Origin of the sequence: Luteimonas sp. 22616, assembly GCF_052044325.1 — a bacterium.
GTDB lineage: Bacteria > Pseudomonadota > Gammaproteobacteria > Xanthomonadales > Xanthomonadaceae > Luteimonas.
The window spans coordinates 2,666,603-2,686,054 of record NZ_JBQEMW010000001.1; the positions used below are offsets into that span (position 1 = coordinate 2,666,603).

A 19,452-nucleotide genomic window follows, 5' to 3' on the forward strand; every position below is an offset into this window, starting at 1 on the left:
GGAGTTCCCATGGATACCGGAATCAATCCCGCGTCCTTCGGCCCACGCGTCGTCCGCGCTCCCCGCGGCACCACGCTTTCGTGCAAGTCGTGGCTGGTGGAAGCGGCCTATCGCATGCTCCAGAACAACCTCGACCCCGAGGTGGCGGAGCGCCCCGACGACCTGGTGGTCTACGGCGGCATCGGCAAGGCGGCCCGCGACTGGGCGAGCTTCGAGCGCATCCTGTCGTCGCTGCGCTCGCTGGAAGCCGACGAGACCTTGCTGATCCAGTCGGGCAAGCCGGTCGGCGTCTTCCGCACGCACGCCGATGCGCCTCGCGTGCTGTTGGCCAACTCCAACCTCGTGCCGCACTGGGCCACCTGGGACCACTTCAACGAGCTCGATCGCAAGGGCCTGATGATGTACGGCCAGATGACCGCGGGGTCCTGGATCTACATCGGCTCGCAGGGCATCGTGCAGGGCACCTACGAAACCTTCGTCGAGCTTGGCCGCCAGCACCACGAAAGCGACTGGTCGGGCAAATGGATCCTCACCGCGGGCTTGGGCGGCATGGGCGGCGCACAACCCCTCGCGGCCACGCTTGCCGGCGCCAGCTGCATCGTCATCGAATGCCAGGAGTCGCGGATCGATTTCCGGTTGCGCACGCGCTACCTCGACCAGAAGGCGCATTCGATCGAAGAAGCGCTGGCGATGGTGGAGAACGCGAAATCCCCCGTGTCGGTCGGCCTGCTTGGCAATGCGGCGGAGCTGATGCCCCGCTTCGTCGAACTGGCACGGCAAGGCCGCGCCAGGCCGGCGGCAGTGACCGACCAGACCTCCGCGCACGACCTCGTCAACGGCTACCTGCCGGCCGGGTGGAGCATCGAACGCTGGGAGGCCGCACGCACCGATGCCTCGCAGCACGCCATACTGCAATCCGCGGCCGCCGCTTCATGCGCCGACCATGTGCGCGCCATGCTCGATTTCCACGGCATGGGCGTGCCCACCATCGATTACGGCAACAACATCCGCCAGGTGGCGCTCGACCAGGGCGTCGCCAATGCCTTCGCTTTCCCCGGTTTCGTGCCGGCATGCATCCGCCCGCTGTTCTGCCAGGGCAAGGGGCCGTTTCGCTGGGTTGCGCTGTCCGGCGACCCCGAAGACATCTACCGCACCGACGCCAGGATCAAGCAACTGTTTCCCGATGACGCGCCGCTCCACCACTGGCTCGACCAGGCGCGCGAGCACATCGCGTTCCAGGGCCTGCCTGCGCGCATCTGCTGGCTGGGCCTGGGCGAGCGCCATCGTGCCGCGATGGCGTTCAACGAGATGGTGCGCTCGGGCGAGCTGAAGGCGCCGGTGGTCGTCGGTCGCGACCACCTCGACTGCGGTTCCGTGGCCAGCCCGAACCGGGAAACCGAAGCGATGCAGGACGGCTCCGATGCCGTTTCGGACTGGCCCCTGCTCAACGCGATGCTCGCGGTCTCCGGCGGCGCCACCTGGGTCAGCCTGCATCACGGCGGCGGCGTGGGGATGGGGTTCTCCCAGCATTCGGGGGTGGTGATCGTGTGCGATGGCACGGACGAGGCCGCCAGGCGGATCGAGCGCGTGTTGTGGAACGACCCCGCGACAGGCGTCATGCGCCACGCCGATGCCGGCTACGACCTGGCACTGCGATGTGCCAGGGACCATGGCCTCAACCTGCCTTCAATCACCGGATGACACCTTGATGCTGACACTGACGCCCGGTCAGCTCTCGCTGTCCCAATTGCGGTCGATCGCAACCCGGTTCACCCCAATCGGGTTGCCTCCCGCCAGCAAGCTTGCAGTGGATGCGGCGGCGCGCACGGTCGCATCGATCGTCGCCGCGGGAAAGCCGGCCTACGGGATCAATACCGGCTTCGGGCTGCTTGCCAGGATCCATATCCCGGAAGAACAGCTCGAGCAGCTCCAGACCAACCTCGTGCGGTCGCACGCCGCGGGCACGGGTCCCTTGCTGGACGATGCCACGGTTCGCCTGATCCTCGCGCTGAAGATCGCATCCCTCGCGCGCGGCCATTCCGGCGTGCGCTGGGAACTGCTGGAAAGCCTGGTCGCTCTCTACAACGCGCAGGTATGGCCGTGCATTCCTTCGCAAGGCTCGGTGGGCGCCTCTGGCGACCTCGCCCCCCTGGCCCATCTAGCCCTGGCCGCGATGGGCGAGGGATCGGTCCGGGTCGGAGGCGAGGTGATGCCGGCAAGCGAAGGCTTGCGGCGTTCGGGGCTGCGCCCAATACAACTTGGCGCGAAGGAGGGTCTGGCACTCCTCAATGGCACCCAGGTCTCGGCCGGCATTGCGCTGATGTCGCTGTTCGCCGCCGAGCAGGCGTTCGCTGCCGCCGTGCTCGCCGGCGCCCTCACCGTCGATGCAGCCTGCGGCTCCGACACGCCCTTCGACGAGCGCATCCACACGCTGCGCGGCCAGCCCGGCCAGATCTACGTCGCGAAGCTGTATCGCGACCTGCTCGCTGGCAGCGCCATCCGCGAGTCGCACCGCTTCGACGATGCCCGCGTCCAGGACCCCTACAGCCTGCGTTGCCAGCCACAGGTCATGGGCGCGTGCTGGGACGTGCTGGGCCAGTCGGCCCGGACGCTGCTGATCGAGGCCAATGCGGTTTCCGATAATCCGCTGCTGTTCCCGGATACCGGCGAGGTGTTGTCCGGTGGCAACTTCCATGCCGAACCGGTTGCGTTTGCCGCCGACCAGATCGCCATTGCGGTCTCGGAGATCGGCGCACTGTCCGAGCGGCGCATTGCCTTGCTTGTGGACGCCCACCTCTCCGGCCTGCCTGCATTCCTGGTCAGCAACCCCGGCATCAACTCGGGCTTCATGATCGCGCACGTGACCGCGGCGGCGCTGGCCAGCGAGAACAAGACGCTCGCCCATCCGGCCAGCGTCGACTCGATGCCGACGTCGGCCAACCAGGAAGACCACGTCAGCATGGCCACATTCGCAGCCCGCAAGGCGGGCGATATCGTGACCAACGTGCGCCGGATCGTCGCCATCGAGCTGCTGGCCGCGTGCCAGGGCATCGACTTCCGTCGTCCCCTGCGCTCGTCAAGGCAACTTGAACAGGCATTCGAGCAGGTCCGCATGCGGGTCCCACGCTATGACGTGGACCGCTACTTCGCGCCGGAAATCGCCGCCGCGGACGCCTGGATCGCGGGCGGTGGCGTCGCCGCCCTGGTCCGCACGGAGTTTGTGGACTGACGAAAGGAAATGGGCCCACCAGGACTCGAACCTGGAACCGAGGGATTATGAGTCCCGCGCTCTAACCATTGAGCTATAGGCCCGTACAGCGCGCAGTCTAGAGGAGCGCCGGGTTCGCAGCCATGCTGCCGGATTGGTGCCCGCTCAACGCGCCGACATCGAATACGGCTGTCGCCCCGGATGCGTGGCCCATTCCCGGTTGGGCTCGGCCTGCATGGTGAAGCGCAGTTCGCCGCCGGCCAGGATCTCCTCGTGGCGCAGGAAGGCGCGATCGAGCGGCTGGCCGTTCAATGTCGCCGCGCCGATGTAGGGATGCGCGTCGTCCAGGCCGTCGGCGACGATGGTGAAGCGCTTGCCGTTGGGCAGGTTGAGCGTGGCGCGCGGCAGGAACGGGCGGCCGATGATGTATTCGTTGCTGCCCGGCGCGACCGGATAGAAGCCCAGCGCGGTGAACACGTACCACGCCGACATCTGGCCGAGGTCATCGTTGCCGGCCAGGCCGTCGGGCGTTGGTTTGTACTGCGTGTCCATGATCTGCTTCAGCCGTGCCTGCGTGCGCCACGGTTGTCCGGCGTAGGCATAGAGGTAGGCGACGTGGTGGCTGGGTTCGTTGCCGTGCGCGTACCAGCCGATCAGGCCGGTGATGTCTTCCATGTGCTCGAACACCGACGGGTCGACCTTGGCATCGAACACGGCGTCGAGGCGGGCCAGCAGCTTATCCCCGCCGCCGTGCGCCTTGGCAAGGCCGGCGACATCCTGTGGCACGTACCACGAGTACTGCCAGGCATTGCCTTCGGTGTAGTCGGTGCCATAGCCGCTGGCATCCGGATCGAACGGCTCGCGGAAGCTGCCATCGCGTTTCCGTGCACGCATGAAGCCGGTCTTCGGGTCGAAGGCATGCTTCCAGTTGGTGGCGCGTTTCTCGAACGTTGCCGCGATGTCCTTGCGGCCCATGGCGTCGGCCATGCGGTAAATGGTCCAGTCGTCGAACGCGTATTCCAGCGTCTTCGACGCGGCTTCGCCCTCCTCGTCGATCGGCACGTAGCCGAGCTCCATGTACTGGCGGATGCCGTCGTAGGGACCGTAGCTCGCGCTCGCCACCATCGCATCGAGCGCGGCATCGGTGTCGTAGCCGCGGATGCCCTTCATGTAGGCGTCGGCGATCACCGGCACGGCGTGGTAGCCGATCATGCACCACGTCTCCAGGCCGTGGAACGCCCATACCGGCAGGATGCCGTAGGGACTTTCGCGGCGCGAGGCGAGCAACGAGTTGACGATGTCGTTGGTGCGTTCTTCGGGCTGCACGAGGGTCAGCAGCGGATGCAGTGCGCGATACGTGTCCCACAGCGAGAACGTCGAGTAGTTCGTGAAGTTTTCGGCCTGATGCACCGCGTTGTCGGGTCCGCGGTAGCGGCCATCGCTGTCCATGAACAGGCTCGGCCCCATGAACGCGTGATACAGCGCGGTGTAGAAACTCTTGCGCATCGGTTCCGGTGCGTCGATGTCGACCGCAGCCAGCGCCTTCGCCCATTGCGCCTTCGCATCGGCATGCACGCCGTCGAAATCCCAGCCGGGCACTTCGGCATCGAGGTTGGCGATCGCCCCGGCCTCGCTGACCGGCGAGATCGACACCTTGACCAGCAGCGGTTCGCCCGATGCATCACCGAAATCGAACGTGCCGACCAGCTGGCGGCCCTCGATCTGCGCGCGTTCGGCGGGCGTGTTCTCTCCCGGCGGCGGGAAGCCCTTGTACGGAATGTCCTGCTCGGTGTTGTGGAACGCATGGCCCCTGGGCGGGCGCGAGAAGCGCATCGCGAAGTACAGTTGGCGGCCCGGCGCCCAGCCGCGGGTCTCGCGGAAGCCGGTCACGGTGCCGTCGGGTTGCAGCCGCAGTCGCGACCAGGAAATCTTGCCCGGGTAGTCGTACATGCTGGTGCGCAGGTCGACCAGCACGTGTGCCGGCTTGCCTTTCGGGAACGTGTAGCGGTGCATGCCGACGCGCGCGCTGGCGGTGAGCTCGGCGCGCACATGGTAGTCGTCGAGGGTGACCGCGTAGTACCCCGGCTCGGCGCGTTCGTCGTCGTGGCTGAAACGCGAGGTGTAGCCGCTGCCGGGTTTGCCGACATCACCGCGCTCGAGGCGCACGTCGCCTGCGATCGGCATCACCAGCACGTCGCCGAGATCGGAATGGCCGGTGCCGGAGAAATGCGTGTGCGAGAAGCCGACGATGGTGTGGTCGTCATGACGGTAGCCGGCGGCCCAGCCGTAGGCATCCTTGCGCGGCTTGATCTGCGTGTCGGGGCTCAGCTGGACCATGCCGAACGGCACCACCGCGCCGGGAAAGGTATGGCCTTCGCCGCCGGTGCCGATGAACGGATCGACCGAGGCGACGGCGCGCGCGCCGGCATCTTCCGAAGATGTTCCGGCGGCGGTCGCGGCGAACGCGCCCGCCATCAGCAACATGCCCATCGTCATCACTGCCCTGCCCCTGGCGCTTCTCATGCCGTTCTTCCGCCGTTTTGGATCGTTCCAAAACGGCACCCTATCATCCGGCCGCATGACCGGCATGCTGCGTCGCAAAATGCCTTGTGGGGCGTTTGCCGGCACGATGCCGGTGATTTAGACCGATCCAAACTCATGCCAAGAAATTCCGCACCGGCCAAGCGCGTCACCGTCTCCGACATCGCTGCCGGCTGCGGCGTGTCGCGTGCCACGGTGTCGCTGGTCCTGCGCGGCAGCCCGCTGGTGCACGTGGACACCCGCGCCCGCGTGCAGGCCGAGATCGTCCGCCAGGGCTACGTCTATCACCGCGGCGCGGCGAGTCTTCGGCGACGCGCTTCCAATGCGGTAGCGCTGGTGCTCAACGACCTGTCGAATCCGTTCTTCGCCGAGTTCGCCGGCGGCGTCGACGCCGCGCTGGCCGAAGCCGGTTACGTGATGCTGGTCGGCAGCACCGGTGAATCGCCGGAACGCCAGCAGGCGGTGCTCGCCTCGCTGATCGAACACGACCCCGCCGCGGTGATCCTGTCGCCGGCCGAGCACAGCGATCCCGCACGCCTGCATCGGGTACTGGGCGCACACATGCCGGTGCTGGTGTTCAACCGCGCACTGGGTGGCAGCGGCGACACGGACGACGCACCGGGCAACGGCTGGGACTTCCTTGCGCTCGACAACCGTCGCGGTGCGCGCATCGCCACCGAGCACCTGCTGGCACAGGGACACCGCGCGATCGCGTTCTTCGGCGGCCATCGCGATTCCAGCTCGTGTGGCGAGCGCCGCGCCGGTTATCGCGACGCACTCGATGCGGCCGGCATCGCGCCGGATCCGCAATGGCTGGTGGAGTGCGCACCGACCCGGCTCGAAGCCGCGCACCAGGCCGGCGCTTTGTTCGTGCGCGATCCCGCGCCGACTGCGGCGGTCTGCTACAACGACGCGGTCGCGCTGGGCCTGATGAGCGGGCTCGCCGCACGCGGCCGCCAGGCCGGACGCGATTTCGCGGTGGTCGGCTTCGACGACATCCCCGAGGCCGCGGTCGCCACCCCGCCGCTGTCGACCATTGCCGTCGCCCCGCGCGAACGCGGCATGCAGGCCGCGCGCCTGGTGCTCGCACGCCTGCGCGGCGACGACGACATTCCCCGTACCACCGTCGCACCCGCGGAACTGCGCGTACGTGCCAGCAGCCTCGTCGCGCCGCCGACCGCCAACGGAGTCCACGCATGACACGTCGCCACCTGTCGAACACCGCGGCGATCGCGGTCGTCAGCCTGATCTTCTTCACCTGGGGCGGCCTGACCAGCCTCAACGACGTGCTGATCCCGCACCTGAAAGCCGTGTTCGCGATGAACTACGCGCAGACGATGCTGATCCAGTCGACGTTCTTCGGCGCCTACTTCCTGATGTCGCTGCCGGCGGGCGCCGTGGTCGCGCGCGTCGGCTACAAGCCCAGCATCATCATCGGCCTGGTAGTGGCGGCGGTCGGCGCGGCGATGTTCTATCCGGCGGCGCTGCTGCCGTCGTATCCGCTGTTCCTGAGCGCACTGTTCGTACTGGCCAGCGGTATCACCCTGCTGCAGGTCGCGGCCAATCCCTACATCAGCCTGCTCGGCGATCCGGCCGGCGCGCCGAGCCGGTTGAACCTGGCGCAGGCGCTGAATTCGCTCGGCACAACGCTGTTTCCCTGGGTCATCGGTCCGCTGATCCTCTCGGCTGCGGTGCTTGGTGCGGATCAACTCGCAGCGATGTCGATCACCGAGCAGGCCGCCTATCGGGCGACGCAGGCGCAGTCGGTGCAGGTGCCCTACCTGCTGCTGGCCGGTGGCCTGCTGGCGCTGGCGGTGTTCGTGCTGGCGATGCGCATCCCCGCGTTGCGCGAGGCCACCGAGCGCGCCGACCACGCGCGCCACACGTTCCGCGAGGTGCTGCAGCATCGCCACCTGCGCTGGGGCGTGGTCGCGATCTTCGTCTATGTCGGCGCCGAGGTCTCGATCGGCAGCTTCCTGATCAACTACATCTCCGGCACCGACACCGGCGGCCTCACCGAGGCCACCGCCAGCCGCTACCTCGCCTTCTACTGGGGCGGCGCGATGGTCGGCCGCTTCATCGGCGCGGCGCTGTTGAAGACGGTCGATGCGCGCAGGCTGCTGACGCTGTTCGCCGGCATCGCTTCGGCATTGCTGCTGACCACGATGCTGACCGGCGGGCACGTCGCGATGTGGAGCGTGATCGCGATCGGGCTGTTCAACTCGATCATGTTCCCGACCATCTTCACCATCGCCATCGAGCGTCTCGGGCCGCTGACCAGCAAGGCGTCGAGCCTGCTGATCATGGCCATCGTCGGCGGCGCGGTGGTGCCGTGGCTGCAAGGCAAGCTCGCCGACCACGTCGGCATCCAGCCCGCGTTCGTGATTCCGCTGGCCTGCTACGCCTTCATTGTCTGGTACGGGCTGCGCGGATCGCGGCTCGGCGGCGACTTGCCGCCGCTCGTTGTCGTCGAACGCGTCGCGGGGCCCGCGCACTGATGGCGACGACGCGCACCGCGATCGCCTGCTTCGGCGAGGCGCTGATCGACTTCCTCGCCAGTCCCTCGACGGTCCCCGGTGCGGCGCGGCAGTTCACCGAACACGCCGGTGGCGCGCCGGCCAACGTCGCCGTGGGCGTGGCACGGCTCGGCGGTGACGCGCGCTTCGTAGGCATGCTCAGCACGGACATGTTCGGCGACTTCCTGCTGGCGCAGTTCCACCGTTACGGCGTCGATGTCGCGCAAGTCCGGCGCACCGACGCGGCGCGCACTGCGCTCGCCTTCGTGTCGTTGGCTGCCGATGGCGAACGCAGTTTCAATTTCTATCGTCCGCCGGCGGCCGACCTGCTGTTCCGCCCGGGCGACTTCGACGGCGCCGCGTTCGACGATCTCGCGATCCTCCACGCCTGTTCCAACAGCCTCACCGCGCCCGACATCGCCGATACCACGCTGCACGGCATGCGGCTCGCCACCACCGCCGGCGCACTGGTCAGTTTCGACCTCAACCTGCGGCCGGCGCTGTGGCCACGCGACGCCAATCCGTTGCCGGCCCTGTGGCGCGCGCTGGAATGTGCGCACCTGGTGAAACTCAGCCGCGAGGAACTGGCTTTCCTGGCGCGCGAAGGCGGCGAAGGCCAGGTCGCCGAGCGCCTGTTCGCGCATGCCGCGCAGGCCGTGGTAATCACCGACGGCGCGGCGCCGGTCCGTTGGTGGACCCGCGATGCCCGCGGCACCGCGGCCACGTTCGGCGTCGATCCGATCGATACCACCGCAGCCGGTGACGCGTTCGTCGCCGGACTGCTGCATCGCATCGCCGGCCATGGCCTGCACGCCGACGCGCTCGCCGGCGCATTCGCGGATGCCGACGTGCGCGACGACCTGCTGCGCCACGCTGCCGCAACCGGCGCGCTGGCCACCACGCGCTTCGGCGCTTTCGCGGCAATGCCCGACCGCGCCGACGTGCAAGCCCTGCTGGAGAACGCCCCTTGAACCTGCCCGCCACGCCGCTGCCCGACTTCACCGCTCCCGCGACGCTGCGCGCGCACATCGCCGACACGATGGCGTTCTACCATCCGCGCGCGATCGATCCGACCGGTGGTTTCTTCCACTATTTCCATGACGACGGCAGCGTCTACGATGCCTCGCATCGCCACCTCGTCAGCAGCACGCGATTCGTCTTCGACTACGCGATGGCAGCGCGCGAGTTCGCCGACGATCCGCTTGCGCGCGAATACCTCGATGCCGCCGCGCACGGCTTGCGCTACCTGCGCGACGCGCACCGCGATGCCGCGGGCGGCGGATACGCATGGACGCTGCGCGACGGCCGGCCCGAGGACCGCACCCACCACGCCTATGGCGTCGCCTTCGTGATGCTGGCGTACGCCAGCGCGCGCAAGGCCGGGCTCGACACCGCGGCGTGGGTGGACGAGACATGGGACTTGCTCGAGGCGCGATTCTGGGATGCCGATGCCGGGCTGTATCGCGACGAGGCCGATGCCAACTGGAATTTCTCCGACTACCGCGGCCAGAACGCCAACATGCACATGTGCGAGGCGCTGATCGCCGCATTCGAGGCCGGCGGTGAAGCACGCTACCTGGATCGCGCGCTGCTGCTGGCAGACCACATGACACGCCGCCAGACCGCACTCGCGGGCGGACTGGTGTGGGAGCACTACGACCGCGACTGGAACGTCGACTGGGATTACCACCGCGACGATCCGAAGCACCTGTTCCGGCCGTGGGGATTCCAGCCGGGCCATCAAGTGGAGTGGGCGAAGCTGCTGGTGCTGCTGCATGGTCATCTCGGCGCACGCAGCGACGCACCGGACTGGCTGCTGCCGACAGCGCGCCACCTGTTCGATATCGCGCTCGCGCACGGTTGGGACCGGGAGTTCGGCGGTGTCGTCTACGGGTTCGCGCCCGAATCGCTTCGCCAGGCATCGCCGGCACGCGGCGCGCCGGTTGCCGATGTCGCCGACGCTGCGACCTGGTTCTGCGACGACGACAAGTATTTCTGGGTGCAGGCCGAGGCAATCGCCGCCGCGGCACGCCTGTTCGCCGCGACCGGCGATACGCGCTACCGCGACTGGTACGAGCGCACGTGGCGCTACGCCTGGCAGCATCTCGTCGACCATCAGCATGGCGCCTGGTACCGCATTCTCGACCGTCGCAATGCGAAGTACGACGACGAGAAGAGTCCCGCCGGCAAGACCGACTACCACACCATGGGCGCCTGCCACGACGTGCTGGCGGTCATGCGTGCCACCACCGATTTCGGAGCACGTGCATGAAAACGATGCTGCGCACCTTCTTCGCCGGACTGGCGTTCTCGTTGCTGGCTGCCTGCGCTTCACGACCGCCGTCGACCGATGAAGCAGCGACCGCCGACGCCGCCGTCGCCGCTGCACTCGCCCGCCAGGGTGCTGACGCGCAGATGGCGGAACGCGTGAAGACGGAATTCCTGCATGCGTGGACCGGCTACAAGCAATATGCGTGGGGCCACGACGCGCTGCTGCCGATCAGCAAGGGTGCGCACGACTGGTACGGCGAATCCCTGCTGATGACACCCGTCGATGCGCTCGACACCCTGCTGGTGATGGGCCTGGACAAGGAGGCCGACGAGGCACGCGAACTGATCGCGACCAGGCTGTCGTTCAACCGCGACCTCGACGTGAAGCATTTCGAGATCGTGATCCGCCTGCTCGGCGGCCTGCTGTCGTCCTACCAGATGACCGGCGACGCGCGCCTGCTCGCACTGGCGGACGACCTCGGTACGCGCCTGTTGCCGGCCTTCGATTCACCGACCGGCCTGCCGTATGTTTACGTCAACCTGCGCACGGGCAAGGCGCACGGCAACGAAAGCAATCCCGCCGAAGCCGGCACCCTGCTGCTCGAGTACGGAACCCTGAGCCGGTTGACCGGCAAGCCGGTCTACTACGAGAAGGCGAAGCGCGCCCTGGTGGAAACGTACAAGCGGCGTTCGCCGATCGGCTTGGTCGGCGAACGCTTCGATGTGGCCAGCGGCAAGTGGACGCGCACCGAAACCCACATCGGCGCGCGCATCGATTCGTATTACGAGTACTTGTGGAAGTGCTGGAAGCTGTTCGGCGACCGCGACTGCCTGGCGATGTGGAACGACAGCATCGCCGCGGCGAACCGCCATCTGCCCGAGGAAGTCGACGGCATGCTCTGGTACGGCCATGTCGACATGGCGACCGGGGCGCGCGTGTCGAGCGAGTACGGCGCGCTCGATGCATTCATGCCGGGACTGCTGGCGTATTCCGGCGACCTGGACCGCGCCAAGCGGCTGCAGGCATCGTCGTTCGCGATGTGGCAGGTGCACGGCATCGAGCCGGAAATCTACGACTACCGCAGGCGCGTGGTGACCGAGCCCGCGTATCCGCTGCGGCCGGAAATCGTGGAATCGACCTGGTACCTGTACCGGACGACTGCCGATCCCGCGTACCGCGACATGGGCCGAACGCTGTTCGACGACTTCGTGAAGTACACCCGCACCGATGCCGGCTTCGCGTCGCTCAAGAGCGTGGTAACCAAGCAGAAGGCCGACGACATGGAGAGCTTCGTGCTGGCCGAGACCTTCAAGTATTTCTACCTGTTGTATGCGGCGCCGGAGACGCTCGATCCGGCACAGGTGGTCTTGAACACGGAAGCGCATCCGCTGCAACCGGTGACGCCATAACGGCGGGCCGAGGCCCCGGCCTTTGCAGGAGCGGCTCCAGCCGCTCCGGTTCCCGGCCGTGACCGGGCCGGGCTGCTGACAACAGGCTGTCAGCAGCGCGGGAGTACGCTGCCCGTTCCCCCGAGAGGAGCCATGCCATGAACACCCAGCAAGTCGCCGACCGCCTCGTCGCGCTGTGCCGCGAAGGCAAGTACGAACAGGCCCAGGACGAGCTCTATGCCGACGACGCGGCCAGTGTCGAGATGGAGGGCTCGCCGGGCGGCACGCTCGGCAACGTCAAGGGACTGGACGCGATCCGCGAGAAAGGCCGCAAGTGGGCCGAGGATCTCGAGACCATCCACGGTGGCACGATGAGCGATCCGGTCATCGCCGGCGACTGGTTCAGCGTCGCATCGAGCCTCGATGCCACCTACAAGTCGATGGGACGCATGCCGATGCAGGAGATCTGCGTCTACAGGGTGCGCGACGGCAAGATCGTGCACGAGCAGTTCTTCTACAACACCTGATCTGGAACCGGAATCCCTGTAGGAGCGGCTTCAGCCGCGAGCTATTTCGTGGGCACGAGGCTGCACGAAATCCGGGAACTCGCGGCTGAAGCCGCTCCTACAGAAAAGGAAGCCCCGCGATGCGGGGCTTCTTTCTTGTTTCGCAATCCCGCCAATGTCACTCGATGTCGAGGAAGCTCCGCAGCTGCTCCGACCGGCTCGGATGACGCAGCTTGCGCAGCGCCTTGGCCTCTATCTGGCGGATCCGCTCGCGGGTGACGTCGAACTGCTTGCCGACTTCCTCGAGGGTGTGGTCGGTGTTCATGTCGATGCCGAAGCGCATGCGCAGCACCTTGGCCTCGCGCGGGGTCAGGCCGGCGAGCACGTCGCGCACGGTTTCCGACAGGTTGATGTTGGTGGTGTTGTCGATCGGGGACTCGACGTTGGTGTCCTCGATGAAATCGCCCAGGTGCGAATCCTCGTCGTCGCCGATCGGCGTCTCCATCGAGATCGGTTCCTTGGCGATCTTCATGACCTTGCGGATCTTGTCCTCGGGCATGTCCATCTCTTTCGCCAGCTCTTCCGGCGTGGCCTCGCGGCCGAACTGCTGGAGCATCTGGCGGGAGATGCGGTTGAGCTTGTTGATCGTCTCGATCATGTGCACCGGGATGCGGATGGTGCGCGCCTGGTCGGCGATCGAGCGGGTGATCGCCTGGCGGATCCACCAGGTCGCGTAGGTCGAGAACTTGAAGCCGCGGCGGTGCTCGAACTTGTCCACGGCCTTCATCAGGCCGATGTTGCCTTCCTGGATCAGGTCGAGGAACTGCAGGCCGCGGTTGGTGTACTTCTTGGCAATCGAGATCACCAGGCGCAGGTTGGCCTCGACCATTTCCTTCTTGGCCTTGCGCGCCTTGGCTTCGCCATAGGCCATCGTGCGGCTGATGTCCTTGATGTCGGCCAGGTCCACGCGCATCACCTTCTCGATGGCGATGGTGGCTTCCTGGTGGGCGATGATCTGATCCTTCACCTCGCGCAGGCCGCTCGACCATTTCTGCTTGCGCTTGAGCACGTCATCGACCCACTCGAGGTTGATCTGGTTGCCTTCCCACGAACGGATGAAGTCCTTGCGCGGCATCTTGGCCACGCGCGTGGCGAGCTCGAGGATGCGGCGCTCGTGGTCCTTGATCTCGCCCAGCACCTCGCGCAGCTTGCGCACCAGCACGTCGACCAGCGGCAGCGGCAGCTTGAAGGTGACGAACAGGTTCGCCATCTCCTCGCGCAGCTTGGCGGCCTGCTTGCTGCCGGCGCCGCTCTTGGCATAGACCTTCTGGAACTTGGCGTACAGCGCGGCCAGTTCGTCCATGCGGCGCGCGACTTCGACCGGATCGGGACCGGTCGGGCCGGCTTCCTCGGCCTCTTCTTCCTCGGTGTCGTCCTCGCTCTCGCTGTCGTCGTCCTTGTCCTTGTCCTTGCCATTGGCGGCCGGAGGGGGCGTCGGTGCCGGCGGCTCGGGCTCTTCGTCGAGCTGGTCGTTGAAGCCGACCACGATCTCGGCCAGGCGCTTCTTGCCCGCCTTGTGCAGCTCCCAGTCCTCCAGCAGCAACTGCACCGACCACGGGAAGCTGGCCAGCGACAGCAGCATCTGGTTGAGGCCTTCCTCGATGCGCTTGGCGATCGCGATCTCGCCCTCGCGGGTGAGCAGTTCGACCGTGCCCATCTCGCGCATGTACATGCGCACCGGGTCGGTGGTGCGGCCGCCCTCGGCGTCGAGCGCGGTCAGCGTGGCAGCCGCTTCCTCGGCCGCGGTGTCGTCGACCTCGCGGTTGCCGGTGTTGCTGTCGCCGAGCAGCAGCGTGTCGGCATCGGGCGCAACTTCGTGCACCTCGATACCCATGCCGTTGATCATGCCGATGATGTCTTCGATCTGCTCCGGATCGACCATGTCGTCGGGGAGGTGATCGTTGACTTCGGCGTAGGTCAGGTAGCCCTGTTCCAGGCCCTTGCTGATCAGCTGCTTGATGTCGGACTGCGGGGCCTGACGTTCGTTGGCCATGTGGGGAGCCACCGGGGAAATTTAGTGAAGAGAACCCTGCATTATACCGGCTGGCCGGGTTTCCGGCGGTGCGAACGGCCGGGAATCACCTTGCGGCGGGCCGAAGCCCGCTTTACGCCTTGAGCAGGAAGGTTACCGGGCCGTCATTGACCAGGCTGACCACCATATGGGCACCGAAACGCCCGGTTTCCACCCCTGAGGGGTGATTTTCCCGGCAACTTACCAGCAACCGGTCGAAGATCCGTTCAGCCTCGTCCGGCGCGGCGGCGGTGCTGAAGCCCGGCCGCATGCCGGAGCGGGTGTCGGCCGCCAGGGTGAACTGGCTGACCAGCAGCAGGCCGCCGCCGCTGTCGGCGAGCGAGCGGTTCATGCGCCCCTGCTCGTCGCCGAACACCCGGTAGCCGAGCAGGCGCGTCGTCATCCGCGCCACCTGCGCGTCGCCATCGCCAGGCTCGACGCCGACCAGCGCCAGCAGCCCGGGGCCGATGGCGCCGAGGGTGGCGCCGTCGACGACGACGCTGGCGGAGGTGACGCGCTGGATGAGGGCGAGCATTGGGAAGGGCCGGGAATGCGGGATGGGGAATGGGGAGCAGCGTAGCGTTTGCTCGTCATTCCCGCGAAGGCGGGAACCCGGCGTCTTGCTTGCAGCATCGGAACTGGCGGCGGGAAAGTCACTGGATTCCCGCTTTCGCGGGAATGACGGCAAAAGGGACACTGCGCGGTTTCTGCATTCCGCCGTTTGCCATCCCGAACGCAGCGAGGTTCTTGCCGATGTCCCGGAACAGCCAGATCTCTCGCTGCGTCCGGGATCACGAGTGCGGGGCCGGACACGTCGTTGCCGGGCCTTCGCAGACGCTCGCCGGGATCGCGCTTCGTTGTACCGCCCCTCATGGCCTCTGGCATCTGCCCCGCTCGCTACACTCCCCCGCATGACCCGATTCGCCGCCTGGCTGCTGTACGTCCTCGTCGCCGCGCTCGGCCGCCTGCCCTGGCGGTGGCTGCGCGGACTGGGCAACGTGCTGGCCTGGGGCTGGCAACGCTCCGGCGCCCGCGAAAGCGGGGTCGCCGCGCGCAACCTCGAGCTTGCCTATCCGGACCTGCTGCCGCAGCAGCGCGCCGAACTGCATCGCGCAGTGCTGCGCACCACCGCGCGCCAGACCCTGGAGACGCTGCGGTTCTGGACCCGGCCGCATGCGCACAACCTTACCCTGCTGCGCACGCGCGACGGGGTGGAGCTGTTCGACGCGGCGATCGCGTCCGGGCGCGGGGTAATCGTCGCCGCGCCGCACTACGGCAACTGGGAACTGCTCAACCAGTGGCTGGCCGCGCGCACGCCGCTGGCGATCCTGTACCGCGCGCCGGAATCGGCCGTGGGCGAGGCGTTCCTGCGCCGCGTGCGCGCCGACACCGGCGACCGTGTCACCCAGGTGCGCGCCGAGGGCCCGGGCATCCGCCAGCTGTTCAAGCTGCTCAAGGCCGGCGGCATCACCGGGATCCTGCCCGACCAGCAGCCCAAGGCCGGCGACGGCGTGTTCGCTCCGTTCTTCGGCGTGCAAGCGCTGACCATGACCCTGCTCGGCCGCCTTGCCGAGCGCAGCGGCGCCACGGTGCTGTTCGGCTATTGCGAACGCATCGGCGCGGGGCCGGAGTTCGCGCTGCGCTTCGAGCCGGCGCCGGCGGCGATCGCCAGCCAGGATCCGGCCGAGGCCGCGGCCGCGCTCAACGCCGCGGTCGAGCGGATCGCGCGCCGCGACCCGGCCCAGTACCAGTGGACCTACAAGCGCTACAAGCAGCGCCCGCCGGGAAGCGGCGAGGTCAATCCGTACCTCGACATGGAGCGGCGGCGATGAGCGAATCGCAACCTGCCACGAGCAACGCGCAAACAGAGCCACCCGCGCCGGCCGACTGGCAGAAGCTGCCGCCGCGGGCGCGCGCGCTGTTCGTGGGCACCACCGCGCTCGGCTTCGCGCTCTCGGCGACGGTGGCGGGGATCGTGTTCTGCCTGACTGCCCGGCCGTCGTGGTTGTGGTGGCTGCCGCCGGCGTGCGCGCTGGCGGCGGCGGTCCTCGGTGCGTGGCTCGGCTGGCGCCGTTACCGCCATACCCGCTGGCTGCTCGACGCCGACGGCTTCGGCCTGCGTCGCGGGCGCCTGTGGCAGTCGGACACGCGCGTGCCCGGTTCGCGCGTGCAGCACCTGGACATCCGCCGCGGGCCGCTGGAGCGGCATTTCCGGCTGACGACGCTGGTCATCCACACCGCCGGCACGCGCAACAGCGAGGTGTCGGTGTCCGGGCTCGACGCCCTGGATGCCGAACGCCTGCGCGACCATCTCGCGCGCCAGACCGATGACGATGACGACACCAGCGACTGAGCCCGATCCGTCGCAGCCACCGGCGGACGCGCTGGGCGGCGAGGTCCGCCGGCTACATCCGATGTCCTGGCTGTTCGTGCTGTTGCAGCAACTCAAGCAGTTCGTCGTGCCGCTGCTGGTGCTGGTGTTCCTCGGCCGCGGCGACCGCAACCAGCTGTGGTCGCTGATCGCCGTGGGCGGCTTCGTGGTGGTGGCGCTGTGGCGCTACCTGACGTTCCGCTACCGCATCACCGCCGACAGCGTGGTCATCGACAGCGGCCTGCTGCAGCGCAGCCGGCGGCAGGTACCGTTCTCGCGCATCCACAACGTGGCCATCCACCAGTCGCTGTTGCACCGGCTGTTCGGCGTCGCCGAGGTGCGGCTGGAATCGGCCGGCGGCGACAAGCCCGAGGCGCAGATGCGGGTGCTGCAGCTGGGCGATGCGATCGCGCTGGAGGCGCTGGTGCGCCGGCGCGGGGCAGAGGCGCCCGCGCCCGCCGCCGCGGAGGCCACGGCGCCCGCGGACCAGGTCGACGGCCGCGTGCTGCTCGCGCTGCCGCCCGCGGAAGTGCTGCGCCTGGGGCTGATTTCCAATCGCGGCATGATCGTGGTTGGCGGCGCGGCGGTGGCGGTCTCGCAGCTCAACCCGCGGCTGCCCGACGACGTGTCCGACCGCTGGAGCCACGGCCTGGAGGCGTTCATCGGCAGCCACCACTTCAGCTACGGCGAGTACGCGCTGGCGATCCTCGCAGCGTTGCTCGGCTTTGCGGTGCTGCTGCGCGTGTTCTCGGTGGCGCTGGCGCTGCTGCAGTACTGGGGCTTCCGGCTGGAGGAACACGGCCGCCGCCTGACCGTCGAACGCGGATTGCTGACCCGCCTGCGCACCAGCGCGCCGCGGCGGCGGATCCAGTCGTGGACGCTGCGCGAGAGCGTGCTGCATCGCTGGTTCGGCCGCCGCACGCTGGAGATCGATTCGGCCGTGGCCGAAGACAGCAGCCAGCGCCGCGGCCTGCGCGAACTGGCGCCGATCGCCACCGCCGCGGCCTGCGATGCGCTGGTCCGCCACCTGCTCCCCGGCACGACGTGGCCGCCAGATCGCTGGCAGCCGCTGCATCCGCGCGCGTGGTGGCGGCTGTCGCTGCCGGGCGTCGTGCTCGCGCTGCTGCTGGCCGCGGCGCTGTGCTGGCGGGCCGGACCGTGGGGGTTGGCCGCGCTGCTGTGGCTGCCGTGGGTGGTGTTCGTCGCGCGCCAGCACGCGCGCCGCGCGGGCTACGCGATCGATGAGCGGCTGGTTGGCACACGGACAGGCTGGTGGTCGCGGCGCTGGCGCTTCGCCGAACTCGACAAGCTGCAGGCGCTGGAGTTGCGGCAGTCGCCGCTCGACCGGTCGCTGGGCATGGCCACGCTGTGGCTGGATACCGCCGGCGCCGCATCCGGGCCGCTGCGCCTGCGCTACCTGCCGCTGGCGCAGGCCCAGGCGCTGCGCGCGAGGCTGGGTCGGGAGATCGCGCGCCGGCCGTTGCGCTGGTGATGCGGGCGCGCGGTCCGGAGGATCATTCCGCCCGGATCACACTGCCCGGATCACGCCGCGCCATGCAGCACCCGGCGCAGTCGCGCACGGGCATCGCGGGCGCTGCGCTTCCAGAACGGGAGCGGCTGCAGTGCCTGCGCCTGCGCCCGTGGCACCAACTCGTCTTCGATCAGCCGCTGCCAGCGTGACACGGTCGCCGCGGTGCTGAAGGCCTGCCCCCGCGCCAGGCCGTTGTCGACCATGGCCCGATACAGCGCCGGTTGCCCGAGCAGGCGGTCGATGGCGGCCATCGCCTGCTCCGGGGTTTCGATTTCCAGGTAGTCGAGCGGACCCTGGCGCAGCTCGCGATACCCCGACTCCGGCCCCAGCAGCGCCGGCACGCCGGCCAGCCAGGCGTTGAACAGCTTCCATGCCGGCTTGTTGCCCACCGGTGCCGTCGCGGCGGGGCGCACGGCCAGCATCAGGTCGACGTCGCGGAAGTCCTGGTAGGCCGGCGGCGATGCGGCCTGGAAATGGCAGCGGAAGGCCAGGCCGCGGTCCTGCACGAATGCAGCCCAGTCCGCTCCGAGGAAGCCGGGGTGCAGGTTCCGCGGCGTTCCGGGATAGAGCACGGTGCGGAGCGTGGTGCCCCGCGCCAGGTCGCGCGGCACCAGGCCCGGCTGCGGCCAGTGCGGGATGTGCAGCGACCGGCGGCCGTCGGCGGACGCGGCGTTCTGCACGATCTCGACATCGGCCAGGCCGACCGGGCTGCGGTCGCTGCGCACCGCGACCAGCAGGGCGCGGCTGCGGCCTTCGCGCTGCCGGCGCCAGACCGCGCGCTTGTCGCCGGCATAGAACACCACCACGCCGGCATCCGGGAGCCGGTTGTCCAGTTGCACCGCCATGCCCGCCGCGCGCAGCCGCGCGCAGGTCAGCACGATCCAGTAATGCTCGCCGAGCACCAGGCGCTGCGGCTCCTGATCGGGACGCAGCGCGCGCCAGGCCTCCAGCTCCGACGCCGGGGCGTCCAGGAAAAAAGTGACCGGTACAGCGGGTGAGGAAGGATGCATGCAGGCGGCGAAGTCGGAACCATGGATGAAGTTGGAAC

The 19,452-nt window shown here is 68.3% G+C and carries 16 protein-coding genes and 1 tRNA gene; 12 read left to right on the forward strand and 5 right to left on the reverse strand.

All coding sequences use genetic code 11. The annotated features are described in order from the left end of the window. The first annotated feature begins 9 nt into the window (after positions 1 to 9). Positions 10 to 1,701 carry a urocanate hydratase gene (gene hutU, locus ACTJIL_RS12135; RefSeq protein ID WP_440755759.1) on the forward strand — a complete coding sequence of 564 codons (1,692 nt, stop codon included), beginning with the start codon at positions 10 to 12 and terminating at the stop codon, positions 1,699 to 1,701. Positions 1,702 to 1,708: 7 nt separating this feature from the next. Further along, a complete protein-coding gene (hutH, locus tag ACTJIL_RS12140; RefSeq protein ID WP_440755760.1) occupies positions 1,709 to 3,229 on the forward strand; it encodes a histidine ammonia-lyase in 1,521 nt (506 codons plus the stop codon). A gap of 10 nt (positions 3,230 to 3,239) precedes the next feature. On the opposite strand, the gene ACTJIL_RS12145 is transcribed toward hutH, so the two are convergent. Both ACTJIL_RS12145 and ACTJIL_RS12150 read right to left on the reverse strand, forming a co-directional pair. Further along, positions 3,240 to 3,312 (reverse strand) — tRNA-Ile (locus ACTJIL_RS12145). 61 nt (positions 3,313 to 3,373) lie between these two features. Further along, complete coding sequence (locus ACTJIL_RS12150) at positions 3,374 to 5,683, reverse strand: GH92 family glycosyl hydrolase (protein ID WP_440755916.1); 2,310 nt, start codon at positions 5,681 to 5,683, stop codon at positions 3,374 to 3,376. 7 nt (positions 5,684 to 5,690) lie between these two features. Between ACTJIL_RS12150 and ACTJIL_RS12155 the strand changes: the two genes are divergently transcribed. From ACTJIL_RS12155 to ACTJIL_RS12185, 7 genes are all read left to right on the forward strand, one after another. Beyond that, complete coding sequence (locus ACTJIL_RS12155) at positions 5,691 to 5,852, forward strand: hypothetical protein (RefSeq protein ID WP_440755761.1); 162 nt, start codon at positions 5,691 to 5,693, stop codon at positions 5,850 to 5,852. A gap of 14 nt (positions 5,853 to 5,866) precedes the next feature. Beyond that, positions 5,867 to 6,949 carry a LacI family DNA-binding transcriptional regulator gene (locus ACTJIL_RS12160; RefSeq protein ID WP_440755762.1) on the forward strand — a complete coding sequence of 361 codons (1,083 nt, stop codon included), beginning with the start codon at positions 5,867 to 5,869 and terminating at the stop codon, positions 6,947 to 6,949. Next, positions 6,946 to 8,247, forward strand: coding sequence for an L-fucose:H+ symporter permease (gene fucP, locus ACTJIL_RS12165; RefSeq protein ID WP_440755763.1), 1,302 nt, complete (start codon positions 6,946 to 6,948; stop codon positions 8,245 to 8,247). Before ACTJIL_RS12160 ends, fucP begins: the two co-directional genes overlap by 4 nt. Further along, on the forward strand, positions 8,247 to 9,236 hold the full coding sequence (locus ACTJIL_RS12170) for a carbohydrate kinase family protein (RefSeq protein ID WP_440755764.1): 990 nt from the start codon (positions 8,247 to 8,249) through the stop codon (positions 9,234 to 9,236). The genes fucP and ACTJIL_RS12170 overlap by 1 nt, the downstream gene beginning before the upstream one ends. After that, positions 9,233 to 10,537, forward strand: coding sequence for an AGE family epimerase/isomerase (locus ACTJIL_RS12175; protein ID WP_440755765.1), 1,305 nt, complete (start codon positions 9,233 to 9,235; stop codon positions 10,535 to 10,537). The genes ACTJIL_RS12170 and ACTJIL_RS12175 overlap by 4 nt, the downstream gene beginning before the upstream one ends. Beyond that, complete coding sequence (locus ACTJIL_RS12180; protein WP_440755766.1) at positions 10,534 to 11,946, forward strand: glycoside hydrolase family 47 protein; 1,413 nt, start codon at positions 10,534 to 10,536, stop codon at positions 11,944 to 11,946. Before ACTJIL_RS12175 ends, ACTJIL_RS12180 begins: the two co-directional genes overlap by 4 nt. 137 nt (positions 11,947 to 12,083) lie before the next feature. After that, on the forward strand, positions 12,084 to 12,452 hold the full coding sequence (locus ACTJIL_RS12185) for a SnoaL-like domain-containing protein (protein WP_440755767.1): 369 nt from the start codon (positions 12,084 to 12,086) through the stop codon (positions 12,450 to 12,452). 157 nt (positions 12,453 to 12,609) lie between these two features. On the opposite strand, the gene rpoD is transcribed toward ACTJIL_RS12185, so the two are convergent. Both rpoD and dtd read right to left on the reverse strand, forming a co-directional pair. Next, positions 12,610 to 14,484, reverse strand: coding sequence for an RNA polymerase sigma factor RpoD (gene rpoD, locus ACTJIL_RS12190; RefSeq protein ID WP_440755768.1), 1,875 nt, complete (start codon positions 14,482 to 14,484; stop codon positions 12,610 to 12,612). 112 nt (positions 14,485 to 14,596) lie between these two features. Beyond that, positions 14,597 to 15,037, reverse strand: coding sequence for a D-aminoacyl-tRNA deacylase (dtd, locus tag ACTJIL_RS12195; protein WP_440755769.1), 441 nt, complete (start codon positions 15,035 to 15,037; stop codon positions 14,597 to 14,599). A 343-nt stretch (positions 15,038 to 15,380) separates the two neighbouring features. On the opposite strand from dtd, the gene ACTJIL_RS12200 reads away from it, so the two are divergent. From ACTJIL_RS12200 to ACTJIL_RS12210, 3 genes are read left to right on the forward strand one after another with little or no spacing between them, the layout of a single operon-like run. Next, a complete protein-coding gene (locus tag ACTJIL_RS12200) occupies positions 15,381 to 16,334 on the forward strand; it encodes a lauroyl acyltransferase (RefSeq protein ID WP_440755917.1) in 954 nt (317 codons plus the stop codon). Beyond that, positions 16,331 to 16,855, forward strand: coding sequence for a PH domain-containing protein (locus ACTJIL_RS12205; RefSeq protein WP_440755770.1), 525 nt, complete (start codon positions 16,331 to 16,333; stop codon positions 16,853 to 16,855). The genes ACTJIL_RS12200 and ACTJIL_RS12205 overlap by 4 nt, the downstream gene beginning before the upstream one ends. Next, complete coding sequence (locus tag ACTJIL_RS12210) at positions 16,836 to 18,365, forward strand: PH domain-containing protein (protein WP_440755771.1); 1,530 nt, start codon at positions 16,836 to 16,838, stop codon at positions 18,363 to 18,365. The genes ACTJIL_RS12205 and ACTJIL_RS12210 overlap by 20 nt, the downstream gene beginning before the upstream one ends. Positions 18,366 to 18,415: 50 nt before the next feature. On the opposite strand, the gene ACTJIL_RS12215 is transcribed toward ACTJIL_RS12210, so the two are convergent. Continuing rightward, on the reverse strand, positions 18,416 to 19,414 hold the full coding sequence (locus tag ACTJIL_RS12215) for a glycosyltransferase (RefSeq protein WP_440755772.1): 999 nt from the start codon (positions 19,412 to 19,414) through the stop codon (positions 18,416 to 18,418). Positions 19,415 to 19,452 lie beyond the last annotated feature (38 nt).

Coding starts and splice junctions, on each gene's coding strand:
- rpoD (WP_440755768.1), bottom strand. CDS start 14,484: ATGGCCAACGAACGTCAGGCCCCGCAGTCCGACATCAAGCAGCTGATC.
- fucP (WP_440755763.1), top strand. CDS start 6,946: ATGACACGTCGCCACCTGTCGAACACCGCGGCGATCGCGGTCGTCAGC.
- ACTJIL_RS12215 (WP_440755772.1), bottom strand. CDS start 19,414: ATGCATCCTTCCTCACCCGCTGTACCGGTCACTTTTTTCCTGGACGCC.
- ACTJIL_RS12150 (WP_440755916.1), bottom strand. CDS start 5,683: ATGGCGGGCGCGTTCGCCGCGACCGCCGCCGGAACATCTTCGGAAGAT.
- hutU (WP_440755759.1), top strand. CDS start 10: ATGGATACCGGAATCAATCCCGCGTCCTTCGGCCCACGCGTCGTCCGC.
- ACTJIL_RS12185 (WP_440755767.1), top strand. CDS start 12,084: ATGAACACCCAGCAAGTCGCCGACCGCCTCGTCGCGCTGTGCCGCGAA.
- ACTJIL_RS12180 (WP_440755766.1), top strand. CDS start 10,534: ATGAAAACGATGCTGCGCACCTTCTTCGCCGGACTGGCGTTCTCGTTG.
- ACTJIL_RS12160 (WP_440755762.1), top strand. CDS start 5,867: ATGCCAAGAAATTCCGCACCGGCCAAGCGCGTCACCGTCTCCGACATC.
- dtd (WP_440755769.1), bottom strand. CDS start 15,037: ATGCTCGCCCTCATCCAGCGCGTCACCTCCGCCAGCGTCGTCGTCGAC.
- ACTJIL_RS12170 (WP_440755764.1), top strand. CDS start 8,247: ATGGCGACGACGCGCACCGCGATCGCCTGCTTCGGCGAGGCGCTGATC.
- ACTJIL_RS12210 (WP_440755771.1), top strand. CDS start 16,836: ATGACGACACCAGCGACTGAGCCCGATCCGTCGCAGCCACCGGCGGAC.
- hutH (WP_440755760.1), top strand. CDS start 1,709: ATGCTGACACTGACGCCCGGTCAGCTCTCGCTGTCCCAATTGCGGTCG.
- ACTJIL_RS12205 (WP_440755770.1), top strand. CDS start 16,331: ATGAGCGAATCGCAACCTGCCACGAGCAACGCGCAAACAGAGCCACCC.
- ACTJIL_RS12155 (WP_440755761.1), top strand. CDS start 5,691: ATGCCCATCGTCATCACTGCCCTGCCCCTGGCGCTTCTCATGCCGTTC.